Below are 23,363 nucleotides of genomic sequence, written 5' to 3'. Positions count from 1 at the left end.
TTCGTTGTCCAAGAAACGGGAGGCAGTTCAGAGAATATCCAGCACGGGGGCTTTTGCGTGCCCATTCACGGGCGAAAACTATAGAAGTGAACTACTGAATCACAAAGTTCACCTGAGCCGAAGTCACACCATTCACCGTGGCAGTCGCCCAGTAAGATCCCTTCTGAGCGGTCGAAGCGGAGGAGCAACCCAGGACGTTGATCTTACGATCCCACGCCAGGTCGGTTGCACCCTCAGCACCTGCGGCTACCTCAGACTTCTGAACGGCGGTCGCCGCGCACAGGCTACGGGTGTACACCTGAGCTGCACCGGAAGTAATGTTCAGATCCACGCCGGTGTTTGCACCCTCGCCGCCCACAGCGCAGGGGGTCTTCGAGGAATTCGTGTAGGTCACGTGGAAGGACACCTGCTCACCGGCTGCGAAGGTACGCTTCGCGGGGGTGACGGTCACCTTCAGGTCGTTCGCGGTGCACGCCGCAACAACAGCCGCAGTGGTCACGCTCGGAGTCGGCGCGGGCGTGGTCGGGGTTGCTACGGGGGTAGCGGTGGTCGCGCTTGCAGTGGGTGCTGCAGATGCAGTCACCGAAGGGGTTACCGAAGCGCTAGCCGAGGCAGTTGCGGTAGCCGAGGCAGTCGCACTAGCGGACGGGGTTGCCGAAGCAGTTTCGGAGGGGCGAGCACTGAAGCTCTGGAAGGGCGCACCGGAAGCCGTCGCGGTGGAGGCTACAGTGGCGTCCTTCTTGCCGTTAATCATGCCGACCATGGAGGTCACGCCGGCGACCAGCAGCAGAATGACAGCGAGCAGAGCAATAACCGCCACGATACGACGGCGGCGGTACACTTCGGGAGGCAGAACGGGACCATTTTCAGACATACTTCAAGGATACCGGGTTTAACCCTGAGATTCACAGTGAACTCTGTTCATGCGGTTTTGGGAATATATGCCCCGTGGCGTAGGCTTTTCGGATGACCACAGAAGCATCCGCCCCTACCCAACACCTCCCTGAAGGAACTAATGTTGAAGCGCTTCACCAACGCATCAACCAGTGGTTCCTCGACCAGGCACGCGACCTTCCGTGGCGCCGCGACGAGTGCACCCCCTGGGGTGTGATGGTCAGCGAGTTCATGCTACAGCAGACCCCCGTCAAGCGCGTGCTGCCCGTGTGGGAGGAGTGGATGCGCCGCTGGCCCGCCCCCGCTGACCTTGCCGCCGAGCCCACCTCGGAAGCGGTGCGCGCCTGGGGCCGCCTGGGTTACCCGCGCCGCGCGCAGCGTCTGCACGGTGCCGCTGTGGCGATTGTGGAGCAGCACGGCGGTGAGGTTCCCGCCGACTACGAGGCGCTACTGGATCTGCCGGGCGTGGGTTCCTACACAGCGGCGGCGATTAGCGTGTTCGCGTTCGGCCTGCGCGCCACGGTGATTGATACGAATATCCGCCGCGTGCACGCGCGCGCTGTGTCCGGTAAGGCGTTGCCCTCGCGTTCGTTGACGGCGGCTGAGACTCGCCTGGCGGAGGCGCTCATGCCCGCCGATACCCCCACCTCCTGCCTGTGGAACGCGGCGACCATGGAGCTCGGTGCGCTGGTCTGCACGGCGAAGTCCCCGACCTGCGAGCTGTGCCCGGTGGAGGATCTGTGTGCCTGGGTTGCGGCAGGCAAGCCGGAGGCGGACTACACCCCCAAGGGTCAGAGCTGGCACGGCACGGACCGCCAGGTGCGCGGCGCAGTCATGGCGGTGTTGCGTGCGGCGCATGAGCCGGTGGAACGCGACCTCATCCTGGGTGCAGGCACCACTGCGGCCACTGGTGCATCAGCTTCGCCTGACTTGGCCTTCCCGGCGGATGCACCCGCCGCGGTGCACCGCCCACTCAAGGCGCTGTATGCGCTCTCCCCCGCCGCCGAGCAGCTGCAGCGCTGCTACGCGGGGCTTCTGGCGGACTCTCTCGCCCGCGAAGTCACGCAGGGCGGTACTGTGCTCGTCTCGCTCTAGTACCCGCCGCAGAAAGGCCCCTGGGGGCTTCTGGGGCCTTTAGAAGCTGGAGCCTTGAGAAGACAGAAAACGCCTGTGGGGCGGTACCGAAATTATCCGGTACCGCCCCACAGGCGTTTAGTGCGCTAAGCCTAGCTACCTAGGACTTATTCCAGAGCTTAGTCGTTGCCCTGGCCCTCAGCGGCAGGTGCCTCAGCTGCAGGAGCCTCTGCGGCATCCTCGTTCAGCTCCTGCACCGAGTCCAGAGCCAGCTCCTTCATCGGCTGAGAAGAGAAGACGAACTCCGCGGAGTCGCCCTCACCATCAACGTCCACGGTGATCTTCTCACCGGGCTTGATGTCGCCGAAGAGGATCTTCTCGGACAGGGCGTCCTCAATGTTGCGCTGCATCTCGCGGCGCAGCGGACGAGCACCCATGGACGGGTCGTAACCCTTAGCCGCCATGAGGACCTTCGCAGCGTTGGTCAGCTCAATGGACATGTCCTGCTCCGCCAGGCGCTTAGCCAGGCGACCCACGAACAGGTCCACGATCTGCAGAATCTCAGACTCGGAGAGCTGCGGGAAGACAATGATGTCATCCACACGGTTCAGGAACTCGGGGCGGAAGTGCTCCTTGAGGTTCTCCATCACGCGTGCCTGCATGCGCTCGTAGTCGGCTGCAGTGTCATCCATCGCCTGGAAACCGACCGGGATGCGGCGGTTCACGTCACGCGAACCCAGGTTGGTGGTCATGATGATGACGGTGTTCTTGAAGTCCACCACGCGACCCTGCGAGTCGGTCAGTCGACCGTCTTCCAGGATCTGCAGCAGCGAGTTGAACAGGTCGGCGTGAGCCTTCTCCACCTCGTCGAACAGGACCACGGAGAAGGGCTTGCGGCGGACCTTCTCGGTCAGCTGGCCGCCCTCATCGTAGCCAACGTAGCCGGGAGGCGCACCGAACAGACGGGAGACGGTGTGCTTCTCCTGGTACTCGGACATATCCAGGGTGATGAGCGAATCCTCATCGCCGAACAGGAACTCGGCAAGAGCCTTGGCAAGCTCGGTCTTACCCACACCGGTCGGGCCGGCGAAGATGAACGAACCACCGGGACGGCGCGGGTCCTTCAGACCTGCGCGGGTACGGCGGATAGCGCGGGACAGTGCCGCAATAGCGTGCTCCTGACCGATAACGCGCTTGTGGAGCTCCTGCTCCATGGTCAGCAGGCGGGTCGACTCTTCCTCGGTGATCTTGTAGACCGGAACACCGGTGGAAGCAGCAAGAACCTCAGAAATAACCTCGGGGGTCACGGTGCCGAATGCGTCGCCGCCTTCGCGCCATGCCTTCTCAGCTTCTTCCTTCTCAGCCAGGACCTTCTGCTCCTGATCACGCAGGCCTGCGGCCTTCTCGTAATCCTGGGAGTTGATGGCGTCTTCCTTCTGCTGGCGCAGCTTGGCTGCCTTCTCGTCGAGAAGCTTGATTTCCGGGGGTGCGGTCATGCGCTTGATGCGCAGGCGTGCGCCCGCCTCGTCAATCAGGTCGACAGCCTTATCCGGCAGGAAGCGGTCAGAGATGTAGCGTGCCGCAAGGTTCACGGCGGTCTCAATTGCCTCGTCGGTAATGGTGACGCGGTGGTGTGCCTCGTACTTATCGCGCACACCCTTGAGGATCTGCACGGCGAGCTCCTGGGAGGGCTCCTCAACCTGAATCGGCTGGAAGCGGCGCTCCAGGGCGGCGTCCTTCTCAATGTGCTTGCGGTACTCGTCCAGGGTGGTTGCACCGATGGTCTGCAGTTCGCCTCGAGCCAGCATGGGCTTGAGGATGGAGGCAGCGTCAATCGCGCCCTCAGCGGCACCCGCACCGACGAGGGTGTGAATCTCATCGATGAACAGGATGATGTCGCCGCGGGAGCGGATTTCCTTCAGGACCTTCTTCAGGCGCTCTTCGAAGTCACCGCGGTAGCGCGAACCTGCGACCAGGGAGCCGAGGTCCAGGGTGTACAGGTGCTTGTCCTTGAGGGTTTCGGGGACGTCACCGTGCACGATAGCCTGTGCCAGGCCCTCCACGACGGCGGTCTTACCGACGCCGGGCTCACCAATCAGCACGGGGTTGTTCTTGGTACGGCGGGAGAGGACCTGCATGACGCGTTCCATCTCCTTGTGGCGACCGATGACCGGGTCCAGCTCGCCCTCACGCGCTGCGGCGGTGAGGTTGCGGCCAAACTGATCCAGAATCGTGGAACCCGCGGGAGTGCCTTCGCGAGAGTTACCTGCACCCACGCCGGCGGTTTCCTTCTCGCCGGAGTTGTTGCCGGGGTAGCCGGAAATCAGGTCCATAACAGCCTGGCGCACAGCGGCGGGCTCAGCGCCCAGCTTGACCAGCACCTGGTTTGCCACGCCCTCGTTCGCACGAACCATGCCCAGCAGGATGTGTTCGGTGCCGATGTAGCCGTGGTTCAGCTGAATAGCCTCGCGCATGGACAGTTCGAGAACCTTCTTCGCGCGGGGGGTGAAGGGGATGTGTCCGTTGGGGGCCTGGGGGCCGGGGCCGACGATGTCCTGAACCTGTTCACGTACTGCGTTCAGGGTAACGCCCAATGATTCCAGGGCGCGAGCACCGATGCCTTCGCCCTCGTGAATCAGACCGAGCAGAAGGTGTTCGGTACCGATGTAGTTGTGGTTGAGCATGCGTGCCTCTTCCTGGGCAAGCACCACAACGCGCCGAGCTCGATCGGTAAAGCGTTCAAACATTTACGCACTCCTTGCATTTTCCTATTGATACAAGAGTACGTTGAGCGCGGCTGAAAGGGCGGGCTGATGGGCGTCTGTTCGCCATCAAGAGAACAGATGAGCTGTTCGGGGCGTTCTAGGGGCGGTTTAGGCGCGGCTTCGGGGCTTCTGGCGGGGTTCGGGGCGGTTTTGAGGGGTCTAGCTCACGCAGGTGAGCCTACCCTGAAGATGGACGGGTGCCGCCCGGTTAGTGCTACCTGTTTTTGCCGGGGCTGGCTGTTTTTGCGGAGGCAGTCTGTGCAGAGTGTGCGCATATTACCGTCGGATGTACCGCGGGAAGGTGCTACAAGTGGGTTCCGAGGGTCTACAGTGCCGATACACGGGTTTACGGAAGAGAAGAACCCAAAAGAAGCCACACAGACCAACACTCAAACCGCATGTTTTCTGCACGCGCGTGAATATATTGCAGAAATTTTTAAAAATTTATATGTTTAAGTGAGAAATTTCAATAATTCGCAAAAATATATACAGCACCATTTCCGGTATATATTTCCGCATAATCTTCAGGCGATCTGCGTCAGAATTCCATCCGATAATCATCTCGACATCAGAGGAAATCCCCACGTTGACACATAGGTAGGGCACTTATTATTTTCGACTCTATTCAGGGTGCGCTCTGTACCTCTTACAGGGAGAATATCTCGGCGCACAACAACGGCACATAACAACCGCACCGAAGAGATTAATGCAACAACACCTTTAGCCTTCCTGCCGATGCATGAAATCTAAATGAACGCAGAATCTGAATGCAAACTATGCCGCTGTGGCCGACCAACACCCCCTCATCATTGCACAGAATGTACCATCAACCAGCCCAATATATTTTACGCGTAAATAGTTAATTGGAATTAGGCACAAAACACGCCCCATTAGATACACAAAACACACAACGCATAAGGGGGCACAACAAAAGGCGGGCGGTGATAACACCGCCCGCCTTGAGCACCCGGAGGTTTATAGTCCTAAAGAACCAGCACCTCCGGTTACACGCAATAACTTAGAACCTTTAGTCCTGAGCCTTCATTGCTGCGTAGTATGCGTCCTGAATGTCCTGGTGGATACGACCGCGGTCAGAAACCTTGTGGCCGTTAGCCTTAGCCCACTCGCGGATTGCTGCGGTCTCGGGGTTGCGCTTAACCGGAGCAGCGGTGCCACGGGGAGCACGGGTGCGCTGGGTAGCGGCACCCTGCACGCGGCGGGACTTCGCTACGAAGGGGCGGATAGCGTCACGCAGGCGAGCTGCGTTTGCGGAGGACAGATCGATTTCGTAGTGAGCGCCGTCCAGGCCAAAACGGATAGTTTCGTCTGCGGGGCCGCCATCGAGATCGTCTTCAAGGATGATGCGAACCTTCTGTGCCATTGAGGCACCTCCTCATCTGTTGCATATATCCTGTGGAGTAAACCCAAAAGCCTCTATCGGGATTGAGAAAATAATGTGCCGGATATATTTATGTACTAATTTTCTTTCATATAGTAACAGAACTATATTAAAAATTCCGAAAATATTCTGAGCATTGAAACAATGCACCAATCACCCGCAGCGATATATCGCTTCTGTGCATCCCCGTTAAATCTGCATCCGCCACAAGAACATTAAAGCGAAGTTCAGAGTGCAAATACTTTGGATTCTTCCAGACAGCAGACACAGCCCCCAGAGACAAAGACACCTAATAATGCGCCCCGGCGTCCCCGACAATCTGAGTGAAATATAGCGCCCGTACGAGTCTGCACAATAGACCATTCGCACCATAGCATTTCAGCTCTATTCAAAAGCGAAATTCTACCCCTATCCCAGCACCTCATTCTTTTCTGCACAACACATTTGTGTACAAGAACAGAAACACCCGCCAGAACGAATAGAGCAGCATAAATCAGCACCCGAATAGAGCAAAAAAGCACCGAAAAACGCCCCTGACCTGTGCAAATACCAATCCAAGCCCACACCACACGCTATACACCGTGCAAAAGAGTGCACGCAAAAACGGCGGGTGCTGCAGATACAACCGTATCCGCGGCACCCGCCGCATTATCGCCTCTCAAGGCGAAGTATAAGCAACCCTCGAGGTGAAGCTAAAGCTTAGGCTTCCGGCTTCATCAGGGGGAAGAGAATGGTCTCACGAATACCGGGCTGACGCACCACGGTACCCGGACGCTCCGGATCCTGGTCGCCCGCCAGCAGCATGATCAGGCGGTCAATACCCAGACCGATGCCACCCATCGGGGGTGCACCGTGCTCCAGGGCGCGCAGGAAGTCCTCATCCAGCTCCATCGCCTCGTCATCACCGGCAGCAGCAAGCAGCGACTGAGCGGTCAGGCGCTCACGCTGAATAACCGGGTCAATCAGCTCGGAGAACGCGGTACCGCGCTCCATACCGCCAATAATCAGGTCCCACGCCTCAATCAGCGGCTCACCGGAACGGTGCGGACGCGCCAGCGGCTGAGCGCTCGGCGGGTAATCGTACACGAAGGTCGGGTTCACCAGGGTCGGCTCAACAATCTCACCGAAGAGCTCGGTCACCAGCTTCTCAGCGTCCCACTTCGGGTCGATGTCAACCTCGTGCTTTTCAGCGATCTCACGCAGAACCGAAGCGTCAGTCTCGGGGGTGATCTCAACGCCCACAGCCTCAGACAGGCCCGGGTACACGCCAACCCACTTCCACTCACCGAACAGGTCGATGGTGCCGTTCTCAGTCTCAATACGCTCAGTACCGACAGCCTTTGCGCAGCTCTGGATAATCTCCTTCATGCGCTCAGCCATCACGAACTGGTCGGCATACGCCTCGTAGCACTCCAGGGTGGTGAACTCGGGGCTGTGGGTCGAATCCACGCCCTCGTTACGGAACACGCGGCCAATCTCGTACACGCGCTCAATACCGCCCACCACTGCGCGCTTGAGCGGCAGCTCGGTCGCAATACGCATGGTCATCGGCTGATCAAAAGCGTTCAGGTGGGTGCGGAACGGGCGAGCAGTCGCGCCACCGTGCACCAGCTGCAGAACGGGGGTCTCAACCTCAATGTAGCCGTGATCCTCCAGCACGCGGCGGACAGTGCGGGTAATCAGGGCGCGCTTCTTCACCAGCTCGCGAGCCTCCTCGCGAACCATCAGGTCCAGGTAACGCTGGCGAACGCGGGTTTCCTCGTTCAGGTCCTTATGCAGAACCGGCATGGGGCGAAGAGCCTTCGACGCCATCTTCCAATCGGTCACCATAATGGACAGCTCGCCACGGCGAGAAACAATCACGCGGCCGGTCACGAACACGTGGTCACCCAGGTCAACCAGGGACTTCCACTCCGCCAGGGACTCCTCGCCCACCTCAGCCAGCGAAAGCATCGCCTGGATGCGCTTACCCTCGGTGCCACCCTGCAGGGTCGCGAAGCACAGCTTACCGGTGTTACGGACGAACACCACGCGGCCACCCACGTGCACCACACGCTCGGTCTCGTCGCCTGCCTTCAGCTCGCCGGACTCCAGCTTCGGGTCGTACTCGGCGCGCAAATCCTCAATGTGGTTGGGCTCCACGCGGTTACCCTCAGAATCCAGCAGACCCACCGGGTATGCCTCGCGACCCGACTCGATTAGCTTCGCACGCTTTTCCAGGCGAATCTGCATCTGCTCAGACATATCAGCAATCGCCGGTGCGGCAGTGTGCTCAGTGCTCACAGTGATACCTATCTGTGTAGTGTGTTGGGGACTCTTCTAAACGAACGAACGCTTAGCGCAGGTCCATGTTGTCAATCAGGCGGGTCGGGCCAACGAACGCAGCAACCAGTGCCAGCACTCGCTCCGACTCCTCAGTCGGCTCACCGAAAGTCATCGGGTCGACCAGTTCCAGGTAGTCAAGGCGTACACCCGGAGTGGAGTTGATACGCTCACGCGCACCGTCCAAATCAATCTCGTGGAAGCCACGGTTCAGCGAATTCTCACGCAGCATCGCCAGGGTGCGGGACAGCACCAGGGCAGACTCGCGCTCCTCATCCGACAGGTAGCCATTACGCGAAGACAGCGCCAGACCGTTATCGTCGCGAACAATCGCCACAGGGCGCATGGTCACGTCGTGGTTGAAATCGTGCACCATACGCTGAATCAGGATGTACTGCTGAGCGTCCTTCTGACCGAAGTACGCGTTCACCGGGTGGTTACCGGCTGCGGGGCGAATAATGTTGAAGAACTTATTGACCACGGCCAGCACGCCATCAAAGTGGCCCGGACGGGTCGCACCCTCAAACTTGGTGCCCAGCTCGCCGCTCGAAATGCGGATGAGCGGGTCACCATCGGGGTACATTTCCTCCACAGAAGGTGCGAAGATGATGCTCACGCCGGCGGCACCAGCCAGGGCAGCGTCTGCCTCCAGGGTGCGCGGGTATGCTTCGTAATCCTCGCCGGGGCCAAACTGCAGCGGGTTCACAAAAATGGAGGCGACCACTACATCATTCTGTTCAGTGGCGCGACGCAACAGGGTTGCGTGGCCGTCGTGCAGGGCGCCCATGGTGGGCACGTAGCCCAGGGATGCGTTCGTGTACTGAACTGCGGTGCCGTTCTGCTCCGCCTCCTGGCGGGCTGCCCGGTCCAGTTCTTCCTGCGCTGCGGCAAGGGATTCGGTGATTGCCGTGCGGAAATCCGCAATGGTGGTCACGACTCGGGGCATCGAAGTCTCAGTCATGACGAGAACTCCTTGTTTTCGGGGGCTGAATCATCAATATCGCCGGGGTGGTTGCGGTCCGAAGACTCACCCAGCAGATTCTCAATTCGTCCCAGTTGTTCATCGTTTAACAAACCTCTATTATGCGCTCTTTTTGCGGTTGCGTGTGCCAGAGCGGCATAAGAGTCTGTAATATCACCTGTTTTCTCATGCTCTGAGTACTCATTCAGAGCCTGAAGGTGAGCCTTCACGGTGCCTGCGTCTCCGCGTGCCACGGGCCCGGTGAGAGCACCCTCACCGCTGGCGAGCGCATTATCCACGGCGGCTCGAACGAGCGGCCCCATGTAGCGTGCCGGGTCCTCAATACCGATGGAGGCGAGCATCTGCTGGGACTGACCCAGGATGGTCACGAGGTGGTTCGCGGCGTGCGCTAGGGCTGCGTGGTAGAGCGCTCGGTCGGCCTCGGCAACGTGCACGGGTTCGCCGCCCATCTCCACCACGAGTGCCTGAGCAATCGGGATGAACGGTGCAGGCCCGGTCACTGCGAAGCAGGTGCCGTTCAGACGCTGCAGGTCCACGGACATGCCGGTAAACGTCATGGCGGGGTGAATCGCCAAACCGATAGCGCCCAGCGCGGTCGCCGGTGCGAGAACCTCGGTGCCGTGACGGCCGGAGGTGTGCACCAGAATCTGACCGGCGGTAATACTTCCCGAGGACGCCAGGTAGGTGACGAGGCCCGGCAGCTCATCATCGGGAACCGCAAGAATCAGCAATTCGCTACGCTCAGCAATCTGCTCCACCGGCAGCAGCGGCACATCGGGAAGCAGCATCGCGGCGCGCTCCTGAGAAGCCTCAGACACCGCGTGAACACCCACAATAGTGTGCTCGCAGGCGCGCAAAGCCGCACCGAGGACGGATCCGACCCTCCCGGCTGAAATAATTCCAATGCCCAAACGCGCAGGTTTTGAATGCTGTATCACGGCTTTAAGTATATTCTCCCTTTTACGCAGGCCCTGCCGTCGGTGTCACGAAGAACACTGACGGCAGGGCGCGATCTGCAGTTTTGCTGCCCGCTAACCCGGCGGGTTAGAGCGCACCGTACCCGTTCGCGCTGTACCCGTTTGCAGCAGGCACAGAACCCAGCGCGGGTTCCGGTACGCGGTAGTAGGGCTCAATACCCTCCAGCCGAACCGTCATCAACCACACCAAATCCTCGCAGACGCGCGGCGGCAAGTGCATCATGAGGGTGCGCACCGGGCCGGGCACCGTACCGAAATGCACGCTCGCGCATCCGAAGGCACGCTGCAGCGGGCCCTGACCTCGGCTCACGCTCAGCACACGGCTGACCGGAACAATCGACAGCGTGCGGATAAAGTAGCCGCCACGAATCAGCAGCAGGTCGCCCCGCGTATGCTCACCAACGCTCGAACGTGCCGCATCAGAATCAATGCGGGTGCTCGCCTGCACCGAACCGGCAGTGTAACCGACCGTGGTCACGCCGTTACGCTTCCAGGTGAGCAGGTCCATCCAGCGCGCCGAAGAGGGCGTCACAATCATTGCCGGAACCTGCGGCTTCTGACTCTTCAGCGAACCATCAGCGGTATCCAGCAGCACCTGCGCCTGCGCCTCATCCAGGGCGGGCAACAGCAGGCGCAACACCATCAGCGTCTCCTGCTTATTGCCAACCGGCAGGGCAACATTGCGGGTCACAACCTTCTGGTTGTCGTTCTTCTCAATACCAATACCGGCAATGGTCATCTTGATGCGGTACCAGCCGAACGCACGCCACAGGATGGACTGCTCCACGGCGAGTGCCTGAATACGCTCAACCATCACGTTCTGGGTGTGCGTGCCGGTGAAACCGTAGCGCAGGGTCACGCCGCCCTGACCGCTGGGGGTGATTTTGAAGTTCGCGGCACCGTCAAAACGTGTCCAGAGGGCAACCACATAACCGACCATGGGCGCGAACATACCGGGCAGCATCGCCATGAAAATGAGGAACGGGCTCTCGCCGCCCATCATCGCGGCAATGACCGCGGCACCGACCATGAGGGCCACGGCGGGCACCAGCCACACCAGGTGCTCCAGCATGATGGAGGCAATCAGACGCACATTCGAGATGCGGAAAATCGGCGGCTGTGAGGGGTCAGCCGTGACCGGCATCGGCATGCGAGCGCCGCGGCGGGATGCGCCGGGCTGCTGAGTACCGGGGCGCTGGGGTGCAGACTGCTCGGGTGCGAGCTGCTGGGCGCCCTGCTGAGGCGCTACCAGCTGAGTGCCGTCCTGTACGGTACCGTCCTGCAGAGGCGCACCATAGGACGCCTCGTAAGATGCCTCAAACGGCTGGTGCAGCTGATTCGCATCCGGCATGCGCTCCGCCGAAATCTGCATGCTATCGGGCAGCACATCGACCGGGCGGCCAGCCGCCTCCGAACGCAGCAGGTTAATACTCGCCATCGCGGTGCGGCGCAGAACCTCCGCCTTGCGGGCAGAAACGTACTTGATGTGCAGCGCCTCCGAAGAGCCGTCAGCCACCTCAAAACGCAGCTCCGACAGACCCAGCAGACGAGCCACCAGAGGACGCGAAATGTCCACGCTCTGCACGCTCTCCAGACGGATCGTGCGGTTCTTCTTGAACAGAAAACCGCTACGGCGGTGAATCGCCAAATCGTCCAGGCTATAGCGGGTAAACCACCAGTCAATCGAGCCAGCAACCAGAATCAGCACGAGCACGGCGAAGCCGATAAGCTGCGAGTACGTTGCGCTGAAGTAGCTACTGTTCTCATCAAATGCCTGCGTCAGCCGCGCGCCCCACTCGTTCGGCGGGGTGGTCAAAATATTCAGGATAATGCTCTGGAAGAAGCCGAACGCCAGCAGAATAATGAACCAGAGGTTCATGATGAACGTGCGGATATCGGCACGCCACCACTTCTGCTCCTGAGAGTTCGGGGCGTTATTATTCGGAACCGGGGTACTCATTAGAGTGCCGCCATTCGCTCATCGGCGCGGCGCACCAGATCCGCGCGCAACTCCTCCGCCACGTTCAGCGGAATACCGAACAGCACCATCGTGCCGGTGGTCGTACCCGCCGTGCGCACCGTCAGGCGGGCAACACCGCACATGCGCTCCAGCGGACCCGAATCCACATCAACATACTGGATGCGACCGTACGGCATGGAGCTCATCGAACGGAACACGATACCGCGGCGAGCCATCAGGTGATTCGACTCCAGCGCGTAGCCGAGCGCGCGAGTACGGCGCGGCGTGGTCAGAATCCACCACAGACCCCACAGACCAAACACCGCGACCACCGCCAGACCGACGATGCGTAGCGCCTCCGGGCCGCCGAAGAACGCGCCCGCACAATACACGGCAACACCCGCAAGAATCGGGAGCGCCAAGGCAGAAATAGTGTGAACAAAACGAACCGTCAGGTAGCCGGATGCGGCGGGCACCCACTGCGGCTCCGGCACGGGCTGAGAGGCTACCGGCTGCGCGGAAACCGGCTGAGGCGCGTTCGGGTACGCGGCAGCGGGCGGAACCTGCTGACCGTGCTGTGTCTGTTGCCCATACTGCGCTTGCTGGTCATACGGGGTCTGCTGTCCATACGGGGCACCAGCCTGACCGTAGGGTTGCTGGTACTGCCCGTACTGGTTCTGCTGAGCAGGCTGGCTCTGACCATACTGACCCTGTTGGGCGTCCTGCCCGTACTGACCATTCGGCGAATAACTATTCTGGTTAGGAGCCGACATAGGTTCCTCCCTCTCGCGGCTTTACAGCACCGGAAGAGGAGGCCGCATCCTCATCATCCTCCGGCGGAATACGACAACAATGCTGAGCCCACAGGCCAGCAATCAGCAGGGCAACACTGCCCACACAATTAACAAGAACCTCCCAAAAGACCACCGAAAAACCGCGCACAGACACCATCGCCACATGGTAGCCAAGAATCGCAGCGCACCAGCCCGTCAAGAGGGCACCGGTCATGATGGAACCCTGCGCATACGCCACCGCACGCGCCGCAAGAATCGGACCCATATGGGGTACCTTCTCACGCGTCTGAATACGACGATAACGAGCCACCTGCACCCCCAGCCACACGGCGCCCGCCGCAACCAGCAGGCACACCGCGCCGAGCATCCACGAAAAATTCAGCTCACCAAAACCGGCGCCAATCATCACGGAATTCACCATAAGAGCGGCAGCGGCACCGCACACAGCCGCCACAATAATCGCCCGATAACTCAGGGGCTTCATGGTGTTTCCTTTCGGTAGGTTCCTCTACCTTCCAGAGTGCCACATTTAAGGCTGATCAGGTACCTGCATCTCACGCATATAGCTAATAGCGTCTTCATCCGCCCCAAGCAGCGTGCGGGACAGCTCCGCAACGTTCACGACCTCGCGGCTCAGCGGCGCAGGAACCTCATCCGGCCGCTCCCCCGAAGGCTCCGCACGCCGGGTCACCGTCAGGTACGCCTGCGGGTCCATCTGCGCCCACGGCACCAGCACAAAAGCACGCTCCTGCGCCCGCGGATGCGGCAAAGTCAGCACCGGATCCTCAGAGATCACGCCGTCATAGTCAATCACGTCAATATCGAGGGTGCGCGGTCCCCAACGCACCAGGCGCTCACGGTGATGTGCCGCCTCCACCGCATTACACAGTTTCAGCAGCTCGTAGGCGCCCAGGTCAGTGGCCACCTCAATGACCGCGTTCACAAAATCCGGCTGACCCGCCGGGCCACCCACCGGGGCGGTACGGTACAACCCGGAGGCGCGCACCAGCTGCACGCCGCCCGCCACCAGGTCGGCGACGGCACGCTCCAGGGTGTCTTCGCTTTCGCCCAGGTTCGAGCCCAACGCCAACACAGCGCGGTGTGTATATTCTGCTGCGCCCGCCACTAGCGGCCGCCCTCCACGACACGCTCCGCGGCGCGCTCACGGAACACGCTCACCGCAACGTTACCGAACGGCAACTCAATCGGCGCCTGCGGCTTCGATACGGTAATCTCCACCGCCTCCACAAGCTCAAACATCGCAAGGATACCCTCGGCAATGTTCACCGCAAGGGTCTCAATCAGGTCCAGCGAACCGTTCGTCACGTGGCGGTGAATCAGGTCAACCACGAGCGCGTAGTTCGTGGTCTTCGTCAGGTCATCCGTAGCGGCTGCGGCGGAAAAATCGCTGTACAGGGTCGCGTCCACGACGAAGGGCTGGCCGTCGCGCTTCTCAAAGTCGAGCACGCCGTGGTATCCCTTGGCGGTAATGCCGGTGAGGGTGATGCGGTCGTGGAGGGCGTAATCTGCCTGGGTCATTGGGGTCTCCTAGAGGGTATTCGGGTAGTCGGAGGTTGTGGGGTGGTGGTTCTAGCTGACAGAGCCTTAGCTTACGGAGCGCAGCGCGGAGGCGACCGTCACCGCATCCACGCTGGCGGGCACGTCATGCACGCGCACCGCCCACACGCCGCGCGCCGCCACCAGGGCGGTCACCGCCGCAGAGGCTGCCGCACGGTGCTGAGCCGGGCGCGGTTCCGACAGCGGCTGCCACAGTTCGCGTTCAGCCTCACCCGCATCGGTTGCGGTGAAGCCGCTCGCGTTCAGGCGCTCGGCCAGCGCCATATCCGCCGCGGTCAGAGCGTTGGCGATAAAACGCTTGCGGGAACCGGCAATGAGCAGGCGGTGGCCCAGGCCCTGTAGCTCGTCAATGGCGGCGAGCAGCTCCCAATCCTGCATGCCGCCCTTCGCGAAGCCCAGACCCGGGTCAAGAATCAGGTTCTGGGGCAGCACACCGGCGGCAAGGAAACGCTCACGCAGGCCGGTCAGCTCCTCCACAACCTCGGTGACCACGCCGCGCGGGTACTCCGCCAGGCTGTCCATGGTCTGGGAGGTGCCGCGGGCGTGCATGAGGATGTACGGCACCTGCAGTTCAGCGGCGGTTTCAATCATTTCATTGCTGACGTTCAGACCGGACACATCGTTAATGATGTGCGCACCGGCGGCAATGGCGGCGCGAGCGGTCTGCGGGTTCATGGTGTCCACGCTGATGGTGGTGCCCATCTGCGCGACTGCCTCGATGACGGGCAGGATGCGGCGCTGCTCCTCCTCCACGCTGATGCGCACGGCACCGGGGCGGGTGGACTCACCGCCAATGTCGATAATGGAGGCGCCCTCGGCAATCATGCGGGCGGCGCGGGCGATGGCGTCGGTGGCGGCGTAGTGCTGGCCGCCGTCGCTGAAGGAGTCGGGGGTGACGTTGAGGATGCCCATCACGAGGGTGCGTTCGGCGGCGAGCGCGTCGCAGGGCAGGGGGGCTACACGGGTGGTGTGTGTGGATTCAGTCATGGGTTTATCGTACCGAATCTGCGGTGCGGTGGAGTTTGCCGCAGTGATTGACACAGTGATTGGGGTGGGGGTTGGGGTAGCTGTGGGGTCGATTCTGGGGACACGGCATGCAATACTTGCATTACAGATACTTATTTAAGGGTATGCTGGGAGGGCACGCATACCGTGCCGGGCGCGTTCCCGGTCGGTGGCGCGCACCCACACATACATACTCTAGGAAGTGACTCATTGTGAATATGAAGACTGGAGCTTGGATTCTCTCCCTGGTAGCTCTTGCCGCGCTGGTGACTATTGTGCTCGCTGAAGGTGCTCCTGCCGTGCGCTGGATTGCTTTCGGCACCGCGACCGGTTGCGGTTTCATTGCCGTGGGCTTGATCGCGACTCTTGCCCTGGGCTGGGATAATCCGAGCGAGGCGAAGGGTAGCTTGCAGCGTTAGCGGCGGGGCTCTTCTAGCTTCTGCGGTGCGGCACTACCGGCGCTGCCACGCCCCGCGGAAGGTACCGGCTCAGAACACATTCTCAGAGCACTTTGGCGATGCGAAAAGGGGCGGAGGTTTTCACCTCCGCCCCTTTCAGCGTGTCTAGAGTGCGCCTGCCCCCAGATGAGGGATGAGCGTCAATCACATAAAAAAGAAGACCGGTCCTGTACTCCCGAAGGAGTGGTGCCGGTACTAGTGGTACTACTCTACAGCTGATGACGCCCTCTACGCAAGGGCACTCGTCATGCGGCCCAACACATGCGACCGCACAGCGCAGGGGTATAGCGCAAGGGGGCAGGATTCCTTAGAATCCTGCCCCCTGGCGTATAGCTATATGCTCATTGCATGCGCTTAGCGCTGCGAGAAGATCAGGCTCATCGCCTCCGCACGGGTTGCGCCGTTCATCAGCGCACCGCGCACCGCGCTAGTCACGGTCTTCGCGCCCGGCTTACGCACACCGCGCATCGACATGCACATGTGCTCAGCCTCAATCACCACAATCGCACCGCGCGGGTTCAGGTGCTCCTCCAGAGCCTCCACCACCTGCGTAGTCAGACGCTCCTGCACCTGCGGGCGGCGAGCATACAGATCCACCACGCGGGCGAGCTTGCTCAGACCGGTCACCTTACCGTCCGGGCCCGGAATGTAACCCACATGCGCCACGCCGTGGAACGGCACCAGGTGGTGCTCACAGGTCGAGTAGAACGGGATGTCCTTCACCAGCACCATCTCAGAGTGGGCAATGTCGAAAGTCGTGCCCAGAATCTCGCCGGCGTCCTGGTGCAGGCCTGAGAAGAACTCCGCGTAGGCACGCGCCACACGTGCCGGGGTCTGTTGCAGGCCGTCACGGTCCGGGTCCTCACCAATCGCGAGCAGAATCTCACGGACGGCAGCCTCAATACGCGGCTGGTCGACGGCGTTCTTAGCCTCGCTCATTCTCTGCTCCATTCTGGTTCGGGGTGCCGCTCTCCGGGCGCTGCGCCGGAGGGGCGGGGTAGTTCGGGTACTGCTGGGTGGGCATTGCGACGGTCGGGTCGGCGTCCGGGTTGGTGAGGGGCGCCTGAGGCGGCAACGGCTGCGTAGGTGCTACCGGAACCTGCTGCGCGGGTGCAGCCGGTGCTACCGGAACAGTCGGCGCCTCGGCAGGTGCTTCCTCAGACTTTTCGGCTTCCTTCGCCAGCTCACTCGGTGCCTTCACCGGCGGGATGTCGGTACGCTCGCGGGTCGGCTTGGAGTACCAGTGCTCACGCTCGGGGCGCTTGCGAACATCCTTGAAGATTTCGGCAATTTCGTTCTCGAGCAGGGTTTCCTTCTCGAGCAGGGCGAACGCCAGGCGGTCCAGAATATCGCGATTTTCCAGCAGAATCTGGAATGCCTCATCGTGTGCCTGCTCCAGCAGGGCGCGGATCTCAGCGTCAACCTTTGCCGCGGTCGCGTCGGAGTAGTTGCGTGCCGAAGCGCCGCCGCCACCGAGGAACGGTTCGGTGTCTTCGCCGCCGAGCTTCACGGAACCAATCACGGCACTCATGCCGTAGTCGGTGACCATCTTGCGGGCGGTGTCGGTTGCCTTCTGAATGTCGTTAGACGCACCGGTGGACGGGTCGTGGAAGACGATCTCCTCAGCGGCACGGCCACCCATCGCGTACGCCATCTGGTCGAGCAGTTCGTGGCGGGTCGTGGAGTACTTGTCGTCCTGCGGCATGACCATGGTGTAACCCAGGGCGCGACCGCGCGGAAGAATCGTAATCTTGGTGACCGGCGCGGAGTTACGCAGTGCCGCCGCGACCAGGGCGTGACCGCCCTCGTGGTATGCGGTGACCTTACGCTCGTGCTCGTTCATGATGCGCGAGGAACGCTGCGGACCAGCCATGACGCGGTCGATTGCCTCGTCGATAGCGCGGTCGTCAATCACGTTGCCGTTATCGCGGGCGGTCAGCAGAGCCGCCTCATTCATGACGTTCGCCAGGTCAGCACCGGTGAAGCCGGGGGTGCGCTTAGCAACCTGTGCCAGGTCAACGGTGTTAGCGATCGGCTTGCCTGCGGCGTGAACGCGCAGGATGTGTTCGCGGCCCTGCATGTCGGGGGCGTCCACACCAATCTGACGGTCAAAACGGCCGGGACGCAGCAGCGCCGGGTCCAGAACGTCGGGTCGGTTCGTTGCCGCAATGACGATGACGTTCGAGTTGCCGTCGAAGCCGTCCATCTCAACCAGCAGCTGGTTCAGGGTCTGCTCACGCTCGTCATTACCGCCGCCCATGCCGACGCCGCGGCGGCGGCCAACAGCGTCAATCTCGTCGACGAAGACGATGGCGGCGGGGTCGCTCTTCGCTTCCTTGAACAAGTCGCGCACGCGGGACGCACCCACACCCACAAACATTTCAACGAAGTCAGAGCCAGAAATCGAGTAGAACGGCACGCCAGCCTCGCCCGCCACAGCCTTGGCGAGCAGGGTCTTACCGGTGCCGGGAGGGCCGTACAGCAGCACGCCCTTGGGAATCTTTGCACCCAGGCGGGTGAACTTTTCGGGTTCAGCCAGGAACTCGCGGACTTCTTCCAGCTCGGCGAGCGCCTCGTCCACGCCGGCGACGTCGCTGAAGCGGACTTCCGGCTTGTCCTTGGTGAATTTCTTCGCGCGGGACTTGGAGAAGCTCATGACGGAGGAGCCGCCTCCGACTCGTCCCATCAGGAACCAGAAGAGCACACCAAAGAGCAGAATCGGCAGAAGCAGGGACATCAGGGAGCCCAGGAAGCTGTGCTCAACGGGCTGGTCCGTGTAGCTTTCCAGCTCGGCGGATTCCATTGCCTTAGCAACTTCGTCGCCGCGGGGCTGCACGTAGTAGAAGCGCACCGACTTACCGTAGTTGTCGTTGCCCTTCTTGTAGTCGTCCTTTAGCTGCAGCTCGACGCGCTGGTCGCCGTCGTAGATCTTTGCGCTCTTGACCTGGTGGTCGTTGAGCAGCTGAAGACCCACGTTGGTGTCCACCTGACGCGAGGGCTGAGTGAAGAAGGAGGCCATGAGGAAAGCCAGCATGATTACGAGAGCTGCACCCGGCCAGAACCAGGGGCCGTTAATCAGCTTCTTCAGGAAGCCCTCCGAGCCTTTCTGCGGAGTATTGGGGTTTTGCGCCAATGCTTTGTCCTTACGTTGCGGCTGTAACCCGTTGGGGTGCGGCATGCCTGCCGGAACACCCAACGGTGCAACCTTAAATGTACCCTACCCCGGCGGGCGGCTAGGTACCGGGCTTCTCTATTTCACCTGCGGGCTAAAGGGTTGTAGCACTCGGCGGGGGTGAAAGTGCATCTTCTTCGCCGGGTATCTGCGGCGGCTGGTACACCGGCGGCGGCCCGTCTTGGCGGATGCGCCTCCCGCCTCCACGTACATCCACCGGCGGGTACAGCAACGCCCCGCTCCCCCACAAGAGTGAGGAGGCGGGGCGTAACTACCTACAGTATGGTTGCTGAGGTGAAGGCTTAGGAGTAAACGTGCGGGTGCAGGGTTGCGACGCAGTCCAGGTTGCGGTACTTCTCAGCGAAGTCCAGGCCGTAACCAACGACGAACTCGGGCTCGATGTCCCAGCCGACGTACTTGACCTCAACGTCAGCCTTGACGACCTTGGGCTTGCGCAGCAGGGTGCAAATCTCAACGGAAGCTGCGCCGCGAGAAATCAGGTTCTGCTGCAGCCATGCCAGGGTCAGGCCGGAGTCAATGATGTCTTCAACGATCAGGACGTTGCGGCCCACCAGGTCGGTGTCCAGGTCCTTGAGGATACGCACAACGCCGGAGGACTTGGTGCCGGAACCGTAAGAAGAAACAGCCATCCAATCCATGGTGTAGTGGCCCTTGAGAGCGCGGGAAAGGTCAGCCATGATCATGATGGCGCCCTTGAGAACACCCACCAACAGCACGTCCTTACCGGCGTAGTCTTCGTCGATGCGCGCCGCCAGTTCGGCGACCTTCGCATTAATCTCTTCCTTGCTGAAGAGAACGTTCTTGATATCGTCCTGCACGTCGATAGCCTGCACGATGTATTCCTTCGTATTCTTTTAGACGCTCTGCGCCTCCGCCGGGGCCCCGGGTGAGGGGTTTCATGCCTTCCCACAGCGGACAATGTGGATGGTGTTCGCCTTAAGTATGGCTTAAAACGGCGCCGCGGCGCACCTCACCACGCAGATAGTGTGTGCTGAGGGGGCTCCGCGGGCACCTAGCTGGGCACCTAGTTAGGGTCGAGTTGGCACTAATACGAGCACGTCCAGGCGTTCAGCGGTTGCCGGATGCACAATTTTGCGGCGACGGTACGCGTTCACGTGACCGGGCATCTGAACGGGCCCAGCTATCGCGTATTCGGCGGTGAAAGAGTCCAGCGCCTGCAGTCGCTCGAAGCCCGGGTTCTCTCCCCCGGCGGTCTTGCAGGCGGTCGCAAGCACACGCAATCGAAGCGCCGGGTGCAGCGCCGCCACCTGCGCACGGTCCAGCAGCACGGCGTCCTCACGTTCGATGCCGCGCACGGCGGTTCCGGTGGGTAGGAGCGCCTGCTTGTAGGCTGCCTGTGCCTGCTCGTCGAGGTATTCGGCGTCGGGGCCAGCTACGGAGGCGGTGCGCGCCAGGGAGCGGGCGACGTCCCCGCCGAGGTGCTCTTCCAGGTAGGGCAGCACGCTGTGGCGGATGCGGGCACGCATGAGGGTTTCGTCGGCGTTGGTCGGGTCGATCCAGGGGGTGAGGGTTTCGGCGTCGCAGATGTCGAGCATGTCGGTGCGGCGCAGGCCGAGGAAGGGGCGCAGGTAGGTGACACCCTCTTCGACGCGCACGGGCGGCATACCGGCAAGGGAGCGCGTGCCGGAGCCACGGCTTAGGCCGAGTAGCACGGTTTCTGCCTGGTCGTCGAGGGTGTGGCCGAGCAGTACGGCGCGGGCGCCGGTCGCCTCAACGGCTTTCGTGAAGGCGGTGTAGCGGGCGGTGCGCGCCGCCATTTCGGGGCCCATGTTCCCGACGGGAACCTGCACTTTTTCGGTGATGACGGGGTGAAGCCCCAGGTCGGTGAGGGTCTGCGCGGTCTGCGCGGCGACCGCGGCGGAGTCTTCTTGTAGGCCGTGGTCGACGATGATGGCGCCTACGCGTACGTCGCCGCGGCGGGCGAAGTGCGCGGCGATGGCCGCCAGCGCGAGGGAGTCGGGGCCGCCACTGCAGGCGACCAGGAGCAGGGGCAGGTCGGCGGCGTCCGCGGTGGAGGCGGTGCGGGAGCGTCCGGTGGCTTTGATGCTTCCGGCGCCGAGGAGCTTTTCGAGGGCGGCGGCGAGGTGGCGGCGGGCAGTGCCGACGGCGGGGTGCAGGCGTCCTGCGCGTCCATTCTGCATGGTGGTTCCTTTATAGAAATTGCGAAGTATCTATGTAGATAGATACTTCACGAGGAGAATTTAGAAATAACGAAGGCTCAAGAAGTCAGGAGCCTTAGGAGCGCGTATGAAGGTACTCTTCAAACTCGTCCTGGCGGCGTTCCAACTCTTTCTGCATGGCCTTAAACGGTGAGGCATTCGAGTTGAAAACATATCCCGGGGCGGCTCGGTCTGTGGGCCAGCGAACTGCTCGAGCCGCTTTGAGAGCACGCGTTAGAGCGTCTTTCTGCACCTTAGGCGGAAGACCGATAGTCTCTGCGAGAGCAAGCCAATCGTCAACAGTAATCTTCCAATCTTCGGGCGGCGAACCGTCACCGGGATTCGAATTATCTTTTCCATTGACGCTAAGCGCCATGGATAGAGATTTAATGTGCACGAGCGAACAGGGGATGTCGTAGATAGGAGCTACTTCCCATCCACGGCGTCCCTTGAGGAGCGAGATATTTTTTGCGTGCAGGTCCCCATTGCCGGTCAGCCAAGCGTAGAGAAAATGCATGTAAAGATTCCTGCGGGCAATAGCAGGGGAAGCAGCAAGCTTCACCATTGCTTGAATGACACTTTCTGTTGTCACAGCAGGATTATCTTCCGTGTATTTCTCACCCGAAGGAACACCCAAAATCTGTGCGCCATCCTCCATAGCGATGCGTCCCCCAGAGGGTGTTCGGTCGAAACGGGAGACCATCAAACCTGATACGCCGTCTCGATCATAGACAAGCTCATGCTGAGCTACAGGAATCCCCATGAGTGCAGCCGCCGTGAGGTGGGCAGCTTCGTTTTCCACGAGCCCGGGCATGCGTTGCGGGCTGATTTTCAGAAGCGCGTCGTAGCCAGCGCCCGTCCAATGCACGGGCAGGGTTTTCATGACGGCACTCAGCTTTTCTTGAACGCCAGGCAGTCCTCGACGGTCAACCGTGCCCATAAGTTCCGCAAAGGAAACGACCTCAGGGTTGTTCACCAATGCGGCAGGGGCGGTGTACAGTTCCCGCCCGTGCTCAATAATTTGCACATCGCCTGGAACGTCAGAACCAATCACCAGCAATAAGCCCAGAGTGTTATTTTTGCTGATTTTTTTCTCGGAACTAACGACGTCGAGCCTATAGCCTTCGGGCAAAAGATTCTGAAAGAAAGGAGGAATTGATTCTGCGGTATATTCCGCGTTTAAAGGCAGGCTCGTGGCAATTGCCGGGCCTTCATAATCTGCCCGGTAAGTGAAATGAATCAGCCCGTTGGCGTCTCGCCTCAAATATGCGGCGAGAACACCATCTTTATAGACATCTGCCATAAGTTCATCTGTCATGGCTTTTCTCCAGGTTCTGTTTTCTATCGCAGTGTGCGGGAGGGGTTAGGTGAGGGGGTTGGTGATGGCCAGCTCGATGCCGAGCTCTTGGGCGACCTTGAGGACCGCACCAATTGATGGGCCGGGTAGCCCACGCTCAATATCGCGGATTGTTTTATCGCTGAGCCCGACCATCCATGCCAACTCCATTTGGGTGATTTTTTCGTACTTGCGGACGGCGCGAACCTGCGCACCAAATTCTTGCGCGAACCCCGTTGCGTCGAATGCCATGGGGGGTTTCCTCCTCACCGCTACAGAACCTCAGGTTATACGAACTATTCTTCGTAATATGCCCATATTAGCACTCCCAGGGGTGCCCTGGGGCTGTTTTCCGAAGAATAGTTCGGTCGCACACACCATTCCCGGAACCTCCGAACACAATCAAGGAGCACAACAAAAGGGGGCGTGCCCACCGCCTCCAGCAC

Annotated in this window: 20 protein-coding genes; 2 read left to right on the top strand and 18 right to left on the bottom strand. The window is 60.9% G+C overall.

What is annotated here, in order from left to right; genetic code table 11:
- Positions 1-91: 91 nt before the first annotated feature.
- Complete coding sequence (locus tag HMPREF2928_RS00680; RefSeq protein WP_070686990.1) at positions 92-874, bottom strand: hypothetical protein; 783 nt, start codon at positions 872-874, stop codon at positions 92-94.
- Positions 875-966: 92 nt separating this feature from the next.
- On the opposite strand from HMPREF2928_RS00680, the gene HMPREF2928_RS00675 reads away from it, so the two are divergent.
- Positions 967-1,989, top strand: coding sequence for an HhH-GPD family protein (locus HMPREF2928_RS00675; RefSeq protein WP_070686988.1), 1,023 nt, complete (start codon positions 967-969; stop codon positions 1,987-1,989).
- A gap of 158 nt (positions 1,990-2,147) precedes the next feature.
- On the opposite strand, the gene HMPREF2928_RS00670 is transcribed toward HMPREF2928_RS00675, so the two are convergent.
- From HMPREF2928_RS00670 to folP, 11 genes are all read right to left on the bottom strand, one after another.
- Complete coding sequence (locus HMPREF2928_RS00670; protein WP_070686986.1) at positions 2,148-4,715, bottom strand: ATP-dependent Clp protease ATP-binding subunit; 2,568 nt, start codon at positions 4,713-4,715, stop codon at positions 2,148-2,150.
- Between the two features lie 1,045 nt (positions 4,716-5,760).
- Complete coding sequence (locus HMPREF2928_RS00665) at positions 5,761-6,114, bottom strand: histone-like nucleoid-structuring protein Lsr2 (protein WP_070616037.1); 354 nt, start codon at positions 6,112-6,114, stop codon at positions 5,761-5,763.
- 717 nt (positions 6,115-6,831) lie between these two features.
- Complete coding sequence (gene lysS / locus HMPREF2928_RS00660; protein WP_083311357.1) at positions 6,832-8,415, bottom strand: lysine--tRNA ligase; 1,584 nt, start codon at positions 8,413-8,415, stop codon at positions 6,832-6,834.
- Positions 8,416-8,467: 52 nt separating this feature from the next.
- Positions 8,468-9,415, bottom strand: a complete 948-nt coding sequence (panC, locus tag HMPREF2928_RS00655) for a pantoate--beta-alanine ligase (RefSeq protein WP_049337781.1) — start codon at positions 9,413-9,415, stop codon at positions 8,468-8,470.
- Entirely contained in the window at positions 9,412-10,374 is a 963-nt protein-coding gene (locus HMPREF2928_RS00650) for a Rossmann-like and DUF2520 domain-containing protein (protein ID WP_012902776.1), read from the bottom strand. Before HMPREF2928_RS00650 ends, panC begins: the two co-directional genes overlap by 4 nt.
- Before the next feature lie 106 nt (positions 10,375-10,480).
- The gene (locus tag HMPREF2928_RS00645) at positions 10,481-12,373 is read right to left on the bottom strand and encodes a PH domain-containing protein (protein ID WP_070686981.1); all 1,893 of its coding nucleotides are present in this window, start codon (positions 12,371-12,373) and stop codon (positions 10,481-10,483) included.
- Positions 12,373-13,146 (bottom strand): PH domain-containing protein, encoded by a 774-nt coding sequence (locus HMPREF2928_RS00640; protein ID WP_070686979.1) that lies wholly within the window; start codon positions 13,144-13,146, stop codon positions 12,373-12,375. The genes HMPREF2928_RS00645 and HMPREF2928_RS00640 overlap by 1 nt, the downstream gene beginning before the upstream one ends.
- On the bottom strand, positions 13,133-13,651 hold the full coding sequence (locus tag HMPREF2928_RS00635; protein WP_005507616.1) for a DUF3180 domain-containing protein: 519 nt from the start codon (positions 13,649-13,651) through the stop codon (positions 13,133-13,135). Before HMPREF2928_RS00635 ends, HMPREF2928_RS00640 begins: the two co-directional genes overlap by 14 nt.
- A gap of 45 nt (positions 13,652-13,696) precedes the next feature.
- The gene (gene folK, locus HMPREF2928_RS00630) at positions 13,697-14,293 is read right to left on the bottom strand and encodes a 2-amino-4-hydroxy-6-hydroxymethyldihydropteridine diphosphokinase (protein WP_070616026.1); all 597 of its coding nucleotides are present in this window, start codon (positions 14,291-14,293) and stop codon (positions 13,697-13,699) included.
- The gene (gene folB, locus HMPREF2928_RS00625) at positions 14,293-14,706 is read right to left on the bottom strand and encodes a dihydroneopterin aldolase (protein ID WP_070616024.1); all 414 of its coding nucleotides are present in this window, start codon (positions 14,704-14,706) and stop codon (positions 14,293-14,295) included. Before folB ends, folK begins: the two co-directional genes overlap by 1 nt.
- A gap of 66 nt (positions 14,707-14,772) precedes the next feature.
- A complete protein-coding gene (folP, locus tag HMPREF2928_RS00620; protein ID WP_070686977.1) occupies positions 14,773-15,732 on the bottom strand; it encodes a dihydropteroate synthase in 960 nt (319 codons plus the stop codon).
- Between the two features lie 236 nt (positions 15,733-15,968).
- Between folP and HMPREF2928_RS00615 the strand changes: the two genes are divergently transcribed.
- A complete protein-coding gene (locus HMPREF2928_RS00615; RefSeq protein ID WP_371325813.1) occupies positions 15,969-16,169 on the top strand; it encodes a hypothetical protein in 201 nt (66 codons plus the stop codon).
- Between the two features lie 393 nt (positions 16,170-16,562).
- Here the strand turns inward: HMPREF2928_RS00615 and folE are convergent, their stop codons facing one another.
- The 6 genes from folE to HMPREF2928_RS00585 form a co-directional block, all read right to left on the bottom strand.
- Complete coding sequence (gene folE / locus HMPREF2928_RS00610; RefSeq protein ID WP_005507626.1) at positions 16,563-17,147, bottom strand: GTP cyclohydrolase I FolE; 585 nt, start codon at positions 17,145-17,147, stop codon at positions 16,563-16,565.
- Positions 17,134-19,341, bottom strand: coding sequence for an ATP-dependent zinc metalloprotease FtsH (gene ftsH, locus HMPREF2928_RS00605; RefSeq protein WP_070686975.1), 2,208 nt, complete (start codon positions 19,339-19,341; stop codon positions 17,134-17,136). Before ftsH ends, folE begins: the two co-directional genes overlap by 14 nt.
- 341 nt (positions 19,342-19,682) lie before the next feature.
- Positions 19,683-20,234, bottom strand: coding sequence for a hypoxanthine phosphoribosyltransferase (gene hpt / locus HMPREF2928_RS00600; RefSeq protein WP_005504342.1), 552 nt, complete (start codon positions 20,232-20,234; stop codon positions 19,683-19,685).
- A gap of 195 nt (positions 20,235-20,429) precedes the next feature.
- Complete coding sequence (gene tilS / locus HMPREF2928_RS00595; RefSeq protein WP_070686973.1) at positions 20,430-21,563, bottom strand: tRNA lysidine(34) synthetase TilS; 1,134 nt, start codon at positions 21,561-21,563, stop codon at positions 20,430-20,432.
- 94 nt (positions 21,564-21,657) lie between these two features.
- Positions 21,658-22,899: a type II toxin-antitoxin system HipA family toxin gene (locus HMPREF2928_RS00590; protein ID WP_070616013.1), complete on the bottom strand. Its 1,242-nt coding sequence runs from the start codon at positions 22,897-22,899 to the stop codon at positions 21,658-21,660.
- Positions 22,900-22,944: 45 nt separating this feature from the next.
- On the bottom strand, positions 22,945-23,169 hold the full coding sequence (locus HMPREF2928_RS00585; protein WP_005504337.1) for a helix-turn-helix domain-containing protein: 225 nt from the start codon (positions 23,167-23,169) through the stop codon (positions 22,945-22,947).
- Positions 23,170-23,363: the final 194 nt, after the last annotated feature.

Source organism: Rothia sp. HMSC072B04, assembly GCF_001813725.1.
GTDB classification, from domain to species: domain Bacteria; phylum Actinomycetota; class Actinomycetes; order Actinomycetales; family Micrococcaceae; genus Rothia; species Rothia mucilaginosa.
This window is presented reverse-complemented; position numbering and strand designations above follow the sequence as displayed.